The organism is Collinsella aerofaciens, from assembly GCF_015670795.1.
Classification (GTDB): domain Bacteria; phylum Actinomycetota; class Coriobacteriia; order Coriobacteriales; family Coriobacteriaceae; genus Collinsella; species Collinsella aerofaciens_Q.
Window position 1 is genome coordinate 1 of sequence record NZ_JADPCJ010000043.1, and the last position, 11619, is coordinate 11619.

Consider the following 11619-nt stretch of genomic DNA (forward strand, 5'->3'; position numbering starts at 1 on the left):
GCCTGACCCCATATCGTTGGGGCCAGGCCCGATTTTGCCTCTTGACAATGTCCTGCTCATATTAAAAGGAACGTCCCCAAGTGCCGGCAGTTTGGGACGGTCATTGTTGACGAGAATCGGGCGCAGCGCCAAAGGCCCCGTTGGGCGAAATGTCGAACGGGAAGGTGCCGCAGCGATTGAACGCGGCGATAAACATGCGGATGGCGTTGGACGGCGTGGTGCCCACGAGCTGGGTTGCCGCCGCGAAGGCCGCCTTTTCCTCGGGCAAGACCTTCGCGACAACCGGGGTCATGTGTTCTGCCATGCGCTTCCTTTTTGAAACGACGGTGATGCGGATAGATGCGGGCCACGCGGCTGGGCGACGGGCTGTGAAGGCAACCCGATTGGCCCGCATCTGGAGTTTGTTTCTACGGCGTTGGTATTACTTGGTATTCCTAAGTATTACCCCGCAGATAGAATACCATACCCGGCCCTATGGAGACGGAGAAAAACGGATCATTTTGTTGCTGGGTAAGTATTTAGAGCGTGATGATGTCCGAGATATTGAGGGCCCGAGCGTCAGCGAAATCGTGCGTGGCAAGCAACAGCATACGGCCGTCGAGCAAGTCGAGCACGGCCTCGGCGCATGCGTCGCGCGCAGCGATGTCTAGACCGGTAAAGGGCTCGTCCAGAATCACTGCGCCGCCCGGACACAGCAGGGCTCGGGCAATCTCGACGCGACGGCGCTGCCCGCCCGAGAGCTCGGCCACGCGGGCATGCACATCGATCCCCGGTACCAGCAGGCGCAACAAGGCAGCGGCACTCGAGGCATTCACGCGTGCATCGGCGCACACCAGCACGTTATCCAAAGCAGAGGCGTCCTCAACCAGGCGCGTATCCTGAAACACCATCGAGCACGGCGCGCACTCCCCCGCTGTCAACGAAAGCAGCGTCGACTTGCCCACGCCTGAAGCTCCCATCACGCAGATACGCCCGCCCGCGGGCACGTTGAGCACCAGACCATCCAGCGCCGGAGCCCAGGGTGCCCGGTCGCCCACGGCGAGCGCAAGCTCCGCCGCAGCCCCGCCACCAGCAGAGCCGCCCGCACGCCCGCGCAGTCCATGCCCATGTGCCCGCACGGCCGCGCGCCACGCCACGGGTCCCGAAACCCGCAGCAGCCACACCAGCACGCGCTCACACGCCCACGAGGCGGCAACGACCAACACGGTCCACGCCAGCAGATCAGCCGTCTCGATGAGCAGCTTCGCCTGATAGATGCGTTCGCCCACGGTGCCCGTCGCCATGCCGATGAGCTCCGCCGCCACGCCGGCCTTCCAGCTCATGCCGATCACGGCACGCGCACACGAAAGCACAAACGGCAGGACCTCGCGCCAGGTATGGGCGCAAAACAGTCGCCAGCCCCGCACGCCATGCAGACGAAACATCTGCTCCAGCGGTTTATCCGCTTGCGTCAAACCCTCGACCAACGAAAAATACACGCCCGGAAGTGCCATCAAAAAGACCGCCGCAATGCTCACGCGCGCCGACCCCAACCAAATGAGCAGCAGGACCACCACGCAGGCAACCGGTGTCGCCTTAACAAACGAAAGCGCCGGCGCCACCAAGCGGGCAAACGTCAGCGATCGCACCGAGACTCCCGCCAGTACGCCGCCGCACACCGCGGCAAGCGCCAGCCCGCCCAAGATTCGCGCACCCGAGCCTGCCAGAATCGCCCATGTGCCGGCATCGCATACCAGTCGCAGCAACGCCACCACGACGGCGCCCGGCCCCGGCAAAATCAACGGCTGCGCCACGAAACCCGCCATCAGCACCCACACGGCAAGCCAAAAGGCGGCAACGGCACCTGCTGCCGCCACCGCCTTCATACGCTCTGTCATTTGTCGAGCAAACGCACGCACGGGCTACTCCATGCAGTAGAAATCGTCAGCCGGGAGCTTGCCGCCCACGGCGCTCGCGTCCGCATCGGCCAGCACCTGCAGGTACCCACCGAGCGCCGCCTTCATATCCCTCCCCGTCTGGCACACGAGCATGCACCCTGGAATCGCCTTTTCGGCAATCGCGGCGTTATCCACGATACCCGCATCGACCACGGCCTGAGCCCAGTCCGCCGGCGCCGCGTTCACGGCCTCAACGCTCGCAGCATGGCAGCTCAGGAATTCCGCCACGGCCTCGGGATGCTCCTCGGCAAAGGCACGGCGCACCACGGTCACGCCCGTCAGCAGGCGCGAACCCGTGTCACCTGCCAGCTCATCCCACACATCGGTCAGACTTACCGGAGCCGACAGCCTGCCTTCGCTCTTTGCGATGGCAGCGGTCTTGAACGGCTCGGGCAGCACGCCCACGGCAGAAGGATCGGCAAGCAGGGCCGACAGCACCTCGGTGGGCTCGCTCTTAAACTCAAGCGCCACCTGGCCGGCCAGGCCCGCGCGCCCCAGCAGGTAGTTCATGACGTACTCCGGCGTGGTGCCCTTGCCCGTCATATAGACGGTATGGCCCGCCAAATCGCCAAACGAGGTCACACTCGCGTCGCCCGTCACAACGTTCAGCACGCCCAGCGTGTTGATGTCGATGACCTGCACCGCGCCCTCAGTCTTGTTATAGAGCACGCTCGCCACGTTGGCGGGCACCAGGGCAATGTCGATATCGCCCTGAATGACCTTGGGCACAATCTCATCGGCGGCAGTATTGATCGCAAAGTCGAACTCATTGTCCGTCTCGCCATCGACTGCCCGGTCCATAAACTGCACCAGACCAATCGAGGTCGGCCCCTTGAGCGAGGCGACGCGCACCTCGACCGGCTCTGCAGCAGCACCGGCGCCGTCCGTGGCAGCCGAGCCCGCGGCGGACCCGGCACCGGCAGCCCCGCCGCCACAGCCCGCGAGTGCGAGCGACAGCGCACCCGCGGCAAGCGCCGAGGCAAACCCCCGGCGCGACATCTCAAAATCAAACGCGCGCATCGCTAGCACGTCCCCTCGTTAGGCATCGTCCATGCGTGATGGTCGGTATGCAGCAGCTCCTCAGCCAGCGGCGAGAGCGGCTCGCCCAAGAACTCGCGGTAGCACGCCTGGACATCGGGATTCTCGTGCGAGAAACGAATGTCCGCAGCGGCATCCAGGCCCCAGAGCACCTGGCCACGCTCGGCTGCCAGCTCGCAGCCGTCGTGGATGGGCTGACCGCCGCCACCGACGCAGCCGCCCGGGCACGCCATAACCTCAACGAAGTCATAGCTCACGCGGCCGTCGCGAATCGCGTCGAGCAGACGGGCAGCGTTGCCCAGCCCGTGTGCCACGGCGACGCGCACCTTAGTGCCATCGATATCGGCGACGGCCTCCTTCCAGCCGTCCAGGCCGCGCACATCGGTAAAGAAGTCGGCGTCGGGGTTCTTGCCCGTCACCAGGTAATAGGCCGAGCGCACGGCGGCCTCCATCACGCCGCCCGTGGCGCCAAAGATCACACCCGCACCCGTGCCAAAGCCCAGCGGCGTATCGAGCGGCTCCTCAACTAGCGTATCCACGCTCACGTGGCTCGCGCGGACCATGCGCACCATCTCGCGCACCGTCAGCGCAACGTCCACATCGGGCGTGCCGCCCTCGCCCACCATGCTCGGCAGCGCGCACTCGGCCTTCTTGGCCGTGCACGGCATCACGGACACCACAAACAGGCGCTCGGGCTCCACGCCCAGCACCTTGGCGTAGTAGGTCTTGGCGATGGCGCCGAACATCTGCTGCGGCGACTTGGACGTGGACAGGCTGTCGACAAACTCGGGGTAACGCGCCTTCACAAAGCGTACCCAGCCCGGGCAGCAGCTCGTGAACATGGGCCAGCTGCGGCTGTCGCCCTCGCCCTTGGCGGCCTTACCCAGGCGCTCGAGCAGCTCGGAGCCCTCCTCCATAATGGTGAGATCGGCCGAGAAATCGGTGTCGAACACGTACTCAAAGCCCACGCGGCGCAGCGCACAGGCCAGGCGCTCGACGGTGGCCTCATCGCGCGGAATGCCGAGCTCCTCGCCCCAGGCGCTACGCACGGCCGGCGCAATCTGCACCAGCACGATCTTGTCGGGATCGGCGATGGCGTCAAACACGGTCTCGGTGTCGTCGCGCTCGCGCAGCGCGCCCGTCGGGCAATGCGTGATGCACTGGCCGCACGCGACGCAATCGGTCTTGCCGATCGGCGCACGCCCACGGGTGCCCACGGCGGTATGCGTGGCGCGGTTGGTCAGGTCCCAAATCCCTAGGCCCTGCACGCTTTCGCACACCTTGATGCAGCGCATGCATTTAATGCACTTGTCGTTTTCGCGGATGATGGGAAAATCGAAATCCCAGCCCTCGCCCGCCAAATGCCTTTGATACGGCAGATAGAAAATGCCCAGGTCGTTGGCGATGGTCTGTAGGTTGCAGTTGCCGCTGCGCACGCAGCTCGTGCACTGCGAATCGTGCTGGGACAGCAGCAGCTGCACGTTGGTGCGACGGGCCTCGCGCGCCTTGGGGCTGTTGGTGTGGACCACCATGCCGTCGAGCACGTAGTTGTTGCAGGCGGCGACCAGCTGGTCGCAGCCCTCGACCTCGACCACGCACACGCGGCAGCCGCCGATCTCGTTTAGATCGCGCAGATAGCACAGGGTGGGAATCTGGATGCCGACGGACTTGGCCGCATCCAGGATCGTGGTGTGCTCAGGAACCACGACCTCGCAATTATCGATAGTGAGCTTGACCATGTTATGCGCTCCGTTTTCGGTGTTGTCGATGACGGTGGTTTTGTTGGGCTCTACCATTCCAGGTTCCTCCCTCCGCGGAACGCGCCAAAGCCAAAGTGATCGCAACGCAGGCAGCGGCTTGCCTCCTGGCGTGCCTCCTGCTCGGTGAGACCCTGCTCGACCAGATTCCAATCGTGGATGCGCTCGCCGGCCTCGCGCTCGCCCAGCTCGCAGCGGCCGCACTCGTGCTTGCCCTTAAACTGGACGGTCGGCAGTTCCACGTCGAGCTTGATCTTGTGGTCGAAGCCCAGGTAGCGGTCAATGTTTGCCGAAGCCACGCGACCGGCATTGATGGCGCGGATGACGGTGGCGGGGCCGGTCTGGCAGTCGCCACCGCTAAAGAGGCCATTAAAGTTGGGCACGGCGCCGTCCGAATCGGTGACGATGCAGCCCCACTTGCAGGCAATGCCCATCTCCTCAAACGGCTTGGAATCGATGTCCTGGCCAATGGCGACGAACACGCGCTCGCAGGGGATGACGCGCTCGGGCGTGGCGGCGGCACGCGGAGCCGGACGACCACGACGGGGCTCACCGATAATCTGCGGCTGCACGCGCAGGCCGCTCACGCGACTGTCCTCGCCCGTCTCGATGGCGAGCGGGGCCGTCAGCTCCAGCACCTCGCAGCCCTCGGCCTGGGCACCGGCGATCTCGGCATCCTGGGCCGTCATATCGCAGATGCGACGGCGGTAGACGATGCTTACCTTTTCGGCACCGCAGCGCACGGCAGAGCGAGCCACATCCATGGCAACGTTGCCGCCGCCGATGACGCACACGCGCTGGCCGCTCAGGTCGGGCAGCTCGTCGTCGCCGATGGCACGCAGCATCTTGACGGCCGACTCCACGCCAGGCGCCTCTTCGCCCGGAAGGCCGAGCTTCTTGTCGCTGTGGGCACCGATGGCCAGATAGACGGCATCGAACTCGTCGCGCAGGCGGGCAAGCTCCTCGCCGTTCACGGAATGGTCGAGCTCCACGTCGATGCCGGCGCTCAAGATCCAGTCGATCTCGGCCTGCAGGCGCTCGCGCGGCAGACGGTAGCTGGGAATGCCATAGCGCAGCATGCCGCCCAGGTGGTGGCGCTGCTCAAAGATGGTCACCTTATGGCCCATCACGGCCAGGTAGTAAGCGCAGGAAAGACCGGCCGGGCCGCCGCCGATCACGGCGACGCGCTTCCCGGTGTTGTCCACTACATGCGGCTTGTGGTCGTTGAGGTCACTGTGCTCAACGGCAAAACGCTTGAGGGCGAGGATGTTCATGGGGTCATCGACCATACCGCGGCGGCAGTGCATCTCGCAGGGATGCTCACACACCAGGCCGCAGACGAGCGGCAGCGGATTGTTCTTGCGGATGACCTTGACGGCATCGGCATAGCGACCGGCCTCGACGAGCGAAATGTACCCGGGAATGTCGACGTGCGCCGGGCAGCCCGAGACGCACGGGACGCGGGCCTCGCGGTCAAAGCCGCAGGAGTGTTCGCGGATGTGATGCTCAAAGTCATCGCGGAAGCCGCGAATGGCCGTGAGCGCCATGGCGCCGGCCTCGTAGCCGATGGCGCAGTCGCTCGAAAGGTAGATGGTGCGGGCCGTGCGCTCAATCAAGTTGAGCGTGGACTCGTCGGCGCGGCCCTCGAGCACATCGGCGAGCAGGTCGCTCAGCGCGCTCAGGCCCACGCGGCAGGGCGTGCACTTGCCGCAGCTCTGGGTGGAGCACAGGTTGACGAGCGCCGCCGTAAACTCGACGGGGCACGGGGCGAGTGAACTCACCGCCAGACGACGTCCGAGTGCATCGTGCAGGTCGTCCATGACGGCCTGAGCGTGGCTGCGTTCCATTACGTGCAGTCGAGCCATAAGATCCCCTCTCACATGGCAGCCCGGAGGCGAGGCCGGGCGAAATTGCTACACGCACAACACTGACCTATAAAGTTGTTAGGTCTCCACGCAGTTCGGCAGGCGGTATGAAATGTCACCATCAGCGGTGAAAATGAACATTATCGCAGATAAATGCCATATTTGATAAAACGCGTTACCAAACGACAATGCCCCGCCCACGCAATCACGTGGGCGGGGCATTGCTTCAGGCATGCGGCCAGCGACCCTGTTGCTTTTACTTAAGCTCGGGCCAGTAACCCTTGTTGGCCTCGATCATGTCGTCGAGAACCTCCTTGGCGACCTTCATCGACGGCACGGTCTTGTTGAGCGTAAAGGCCTTAAGCGCCTTCTCGTACGAACCCTCGATCGTAGCCTCGACAATGAGCTTCTCGGAGTTCAGCTGCTGCATCATGAGGCCCTGCTGGAACAGCGGAATGTTGTCGCGGCTGATGACCTCGGGGCCGTTCTTGCCAATGTAGGCAGGCAGCTCGACCATAGCGTCGTAGGGCATGTTGGGGATGGCGCCCTTGTTCTCGCAAATGACCAGGAAGCGCTGCTTGGTGTCGTTCTTCAGAGCGATAGCCAGATCGGCAATCCAGTCGCCGTGGCTGCCCGCATAGAACGTGCTCTCGTCGATCTCGCCCGTCTTCTCGTAATGGTCGATACCATCAAAGAGGTTCTTCTCACGCGTCTCCTCAACCTCGTTAGCACGGGTGCGCTCGGGGTTGGAGTGCTCGACGAACTCCTTCTGCTGCAGGTAGTAGTTCAGATACGTGTTGGGCAGGTACTCCGGGAAGCACTCCATGATCTCGTACTCGCCCTTCCAGACGTAGTACCAGCTGCCCTTGGTGTGGCGGTTCTGCTCGGGGTGCTCGTCGACGGCCTCCTCGGGCTTCTTTGCCATGAGCGAGCCCATGCCCTTGAGGTAAGAGTCGGGCAGCAGAATCTCATGCTCCTTGATGTACTCGCGCAGCTGCGGGAGCACCTCCTCGCCCTTGTGGCGGATCGAGGTGAACCAACCAAAGTGGTTGAGGCCAAAGTAATCGTACTCGACATCCTTCTTGTCGATATCGAGCGCGGCGCAAACCACGTCGATGATCGCGATCGGCATGTCGCAGATGTTGATGATACGAGCGTTGGGACGCAGCACGCGGCAGCCCTCGGAGACGATGGCGGCAGGGTTGGAGTAGTTGAGAATCCAGTAGTCCTTCTTGGCGTACTTCTCAACGTCATCGATCAGCTCGACCATGGGGAAGATGGTGCGCATGCCGTAGGCAAGGCCGCCGCAACCGCAAGTCTCCTGACCCACGCAGCCGTGACGCAGCGGAATCTTCTCGTCCTGCTCGCGCATGGCGTAGCCGCCCACGCGCATCTGGGCAAACACGAAGCTCGCGTCGGTAAAAGCCGTCTTTTTGTCGGTGGTCACCGTGAGCTTGATGTCCAGGCCGAGGTCCTCGTGCAAAATCCAGTCCACGAGCACGCCGATCTTGCGCTGGCGCTCCTCGTTGATGTCGTACAGACGAATCTCGTCAACGTCGAGCTCGTCCTTGCGCAGGGCGATGGACTTGACGATGCCGGGGGTAAAGGTGGATCCGCCACCACACAGAGTAATGATCATTGTTTACTGCTCCTTCTCAATTGCGTTTTCGACCTTGTCGCGCATCTCGGCGACCTTCATGCCAAAGATGATCTGGATATTATTGCCGTTGCGGTTGATGCCGCTGTTGGGCACGTGGTTGATGAGGTCCTCATTGATGAGGTCCGGGTTCTTAACGTTCACGCGGAGACGCGTAAAGCAGTTCTCGAGCTCCTCGATGTTGTCCTTGCCACCAAGACCTGCGACCAGGTCGGCAATACCTGCATCGACGCCCTCTGCGGGAGCCGCGGCAACAGCGCCCTGCTTCACCGCGACAGACGCGGCGGCCTCGCCCTCGGCAACGGACTCGGCGAGCTCGGACTCCTCCTCGCGACCAGGCGTGTGGAGGTTGAGCTTCTTAATAAGGAAGGTGAAGAGGAAGAAGTACAGAGCGGCGTTGACGACTCCAAGCACCAGCATAACCGGCCAGTTGGTCTTGTCGACACCGAGGACCAGGTTGGAAACCACGATGTTGATGATGCCGCCTGCAGTCGAAGCGGGCACGGAGAGGACCTTGAGCAGGACCAGGAAGATGCCGGAAAGAACCGAGTGAACAACAAAGAGCACGGGAGCGGCAAAGACAAAGAGGAAGTCCATGGGCTCGGTGACACAGGAGAGCACGGCGGTGATGATCAGCGGGATGATAACGGCCTTGGTCTTATCCTTGTTCCCCTTGTAAGCGGTGACGATAAAGGCGAGACCGATACCGATGTAGGGCCACAGGTTGTTGAAGGTGTAGCTGTTGAAATAGGTGCTATCGGAGAAGGGCTGGCCCGTCATTGCCATCTCGGCAACACGGATGGGATAGGCGCCGGCGATAACCTGATCGCCCAGCGTAAGGGTGCCACCCACATCGGAGAACTGGAACGGGGTGTAGATGAGGTGGTGCAGACCGGTGGGAACGAGCAGCTTGTTGAGCATGCCGTAGATAAACAGACCGATGTTGCCCGACTCCTTAATGATGCCGGCAACGGAGGAGATGGCGCCCTGAACCGGAGGCCAAACGATGCAGAAGCCAGCGCCCATGATCCAGGAGATGATGATCATAATCAGGAACGGGAAGCGAACGCCCGAGAACATCGAAAGGGCAATGGGGAACTGCTTGTTCGAGTACTTGTTGAACACGGCACCGGTGATGCAACCGAGAATGATGCCGCCAAACACGCCAGTATCGAGTACCTGGATGCCCATAACGGTGGCCTGGCCGGTTCCGGTAAGACCGAGCATGCCGCTCGCATCGGCAAGAGAGCCGGTGGCGTTGAGCACGATGTTGTTAGCCTGCAGGAACAGGAAGAACGACATCAGGGCGATCAGCGAAGCATGACCCTTGTTCTTCTTTGCCATGGCGCCGGCGATGCCCACGCAGAACAGAATCGAGAGGTTGTTGATGATAAACATCAGCGACTGATAGACAACGGCGCCCACAAGCTGGAACGGACCGGAGCCCAGTACGGGGACCAAAGCGCAGATGGTCTTGTTGGTCAGAATAATGCCCACGATGAGCAGGATGCCGGCAACCGAGAGATACATCATCGGCTGGACGATCGACTTCGCGAACACCTCCAACGGCGCTTTGAAATTGAACTTCTTTTTTGCGGTCATAGCGGTACTCCCCTTCCTTTTCCGCAAATTAAGACAGATGTGCCCTAGACAAGACCGTGAGCCTTGCCTTATATCAATCGATGTGTGGGCACGTTATGCCTAGAGACCAGGTTCTCCAAGCAGGTTAACAATGTGATATGCGAGATAACTCTTTTCGGCATCGGTAACGACAACGTTATAGATAGACGACAAGTGAGCGGCTATGGCGTCCGCGCACGAGAATGCACACGGATACGCCGTTTCATCGATTCGGAACAGCGCGTCTCCGTTGATTTGCCCGGCCGTAGGATCGAGCGCTCGCTGTGCGAAAAACTGCAGGTGACGAACGAAACGTTCGTAAGGCAGCGAGGTGTCATCGAGGGTCGTAGCATAGCGCTCAGAAACAATCGCGAGCACGTCGCGAACAAGCTGGACCGAAACAATCAGACGATCGGAGCGTTGCGGCATGGTGGCGTTGACGATATGCAGCGTAATGAAACCCTGCTCTTCTTCGCTCATCTGGATGCCCATATACTCCTTGATAATCTGCAGCGCACGGCCCGCAAGCGCGTACTCCTTGCGATAGAACTGCTGGATCTCGAGTAGCAACGGATTCTCACAGGGGACGCCCTTGCGCTCGCGCTCCAAAGCAAGGCTGATATGGTCTGCGAGAGCAATGAGAATCTTATCGTTGATGTCGGCATTGAGCTCTCGACGAAGCATCTGAACGATTTCCTCGGAAATCACGAGGTTGACGGTGGGGATGGACTCCAAAAGATGTGCCAAGCGGTCAATCGTACGCGAGTCCTGAGAAGTTCCCTCCTGCAACGCGTAGGTCTTTTCGATCGACGCCTCGTCGATGGCATCGCCGGCATGACGGCCAAAGCAGAGGCCTCGACCGATGACGATGAGCTCGGAGCCATCGTCCGAAGTGACCATTGCGACGTTGTTGTTAAAAACTCGCTTGATAACCACGGTACCCACCACAAGAATTTACTCGGAAAGCCAGACGACAGGCTCTTTAACAGCAACAGGGCCGGAAGCATGCTCACGAAGAGTCGAGTTCTCCGAACGCTCGCACACGATAACGAAGACCGTGGGATCAAAGCCGGCAGCGCGAACCACGTCGAAATCGACCTCGACGAGGGGCTGGCCCGCGTCAACGTGATCACCCTGGGCAACAAGCGCATGGAAGCCCTTGCCCTCAAGTTTAACAGTGTCGATTCCGATATGCAGCATCACCTGAGCAGAGCTGTTATCGGACATGATGCCCAGCGCGTGCTCAGTCGGAAACAGAGCGGCGACGGTACCGGAAACAGGAGCGCACACCGTTCCCTCTTGGGGAACCACGGCAACGCCATCGCCCACTGCACGGCTGCTAAAAGCGGGGTCATTGGTTTTTTCTAGATTAACAAGCTCGCCGGAAACGGGAGCGAGGATTTCGAACTCGGAAGCCGCAGTCGTCTGCTTATCCGAACCACCCATTAGGCGAGAAAAGAAACCCATGGTGACATGTCCCTTCATAAATATAGCCCAACCAAAATCAATCGAATGCACCCATTGAGACACACCCGTTCTAAGACTTTGGTTAGGCCCACGTCCGAGGGGACTCGGTAACCTTCCGCATTTCTTTTACGTGGGTTATTATAGACAAGCCCAAAGCCGGAACAATCATTATGACCGGCGAACGGTATTTTTTCTCCGATACCTTGATTATCAACTTTATCCGAACACCTCCCACATTCATCCGCACATGTGCGGATGAATGTGGGAACCCGATACCC

General features: G+C 61.2%; 9 protein-coding genes. All 9 read right to left on the bottom strand.

Going from position 1 to position 11619, the window contains the following annotated elements; translation table 11 throughout:
• Positions 1–100 precede the first annotated feature (100 nt).
• The gene (locus tag I4W09_RS09840; protein ID WP_196033998.1) at positions 101–304 is read right to left on the bottom strand and encodes a type II toxin-antitoxin system RelB/DinJ family antitoxin; all 204 of its coding nucleotides are present in this window, start codon (positions 302–304) and stop codon (positions 101–103) included.
• A 214-nt stretch (positions 305–518) separates the two neighbouring features.
• Complete coding sequence (locus I4W09_RS09845) at positions 519–1898, bottom strand: ATP-binding cassette domain-containing protein (RefSeq protein WP_271756805.1); 1380 nt, start codon at positions 1896–1898, stop codon at positions 519–521.
• 3 nt (positions 1899–1901) lie between these two features.
• Positions 1902–2957, bottom strand: a complete 1056-nt coding sequence (locus I4W09_RS09850; RefSeq protein WP_196034002.1) for an ABC transporter substrate-binding protein — start codon at positions 2955–2957, stop codon at positions 1902–1904.
• A 2-nt stretch (positions 2958–2959) separates the two neighbouring features.
• A complete protein-coding gene (locus I4W09_RS09855; RefSeq protein WP_230318772.1) occupies positions 2960–4771 on the bottom strand; it encodes a [FeFe] hydrogenase, group A in 1812 nt (603 codons plus the stop codon).
• Complete coding sequence (locus tag I4W09_RS09860) at positions 4765–6597, bottom strand: NAD(P)-binding protein (protein WP_196034004.1); 1833 nt, start codon at positions 6595–6597, stop codon at positions 4765–4767. Before I4W09_RS09860 ends, I4W09_RS09855 begins: the two co-directional genes overlap by 7 nt.
• Positions 6598–6853: 256 nt before the next feature.
• Positions 6854–8236, bottom strand: a complete 1383-nt coding sequence (locus I4W09_RS09865) for a 6-phospho-alpha-glucosidase (protein WP_117769499.1) — start codon at positions 8234–8236, stop codon at positions 6854–6856.
• 3 nt (positions 8237–8239) lie between these two features.
• The gene (locus I4W09_RS09870; RefSeq protein WP_117769497.1) at positions 8240–9856 is read right to left on the bottom strand and encodes a PTS transporter subunit EIIC; all 1617 of its coding nucleotides are present in this window, start codon (positions 9854–9856) and stop codon (positions 8240–8242) included.
• Positions 9857–9955: 99 nt separating this feature from the next.
• A complete protein-coding gene (locus I4W09_RS10705; RefSeq protein ID WP_117848435.1) occupies positions 9956–10810 on the bottom strand; it encodes a PRD domain-containing protein in 855 nt (284 codons plus the stop codon).
• An 18-nt stretch (positions 10811–10828) separates the two neighbouring features.
• Positions 10829–11341, bottom strand: a complete 513-nt coding sequence (locus I4W09_RS09880) for a PTS sugar transporter subunit IIA (RefSeq protein WP_158556878.1) — start codon at positions 11339–11341, stop codon at positions 10829–10831.
• Between the last annotated feature and the right edge of the window lie 278 nt (positions 11342–11619).

Coding starts and splice junctions, on each gene's coding strand:
- I4W09_RS09840 (WP_196033998.1), bottom strand. CDS start 304: ATGGCAGAACACATGACCCCGGTTGTCGCGAAGGTCTTGCCCGAGGAA.
- I4W09_RS09850 (WP_196034002.1), bottom strand. CDS start 2,957: ATGCGCGCGTTTGATTTTGAGATGTCGCGCCGGGGGTTTGCCTCGGCG.
- I4W09_RS09860 (WP_196034004.1), bottom strand. CDS start 6,597: ATGGCTCGACTGCACGTAATGGAACGCAGCCACGCTCAGGCCGTCATG.
- I4W09_RS09870 (WP_117769497.1), bottom strand. CDS start 9,856: ATGACCGCAAAAAAGAAGTTCAATTTCAAAGCGCCGTTGGAGGTGTTC.
- I4W09_RS09855 (WP_230318772.1), bottom strand. CDS start 4,771: ATGGTAGAGCCCAACAAAACCACCGTCATCGACAACACCGAAAACGGA.
- I4W09_RS09865 (WP_117769499.1), bottom strand. CDS start 8,236: ATGATCATTACTCTGTGTGGTGGCGGATCCACCTTTACCCCCGGCATC.
- I4W09_RS09880 (WP_158556878.1), bottom strand. CDS start 11,341: ATGGGTTTCTTTTCTCGCCTAATGGGTGGTTCGGATAAGCAGACGACT.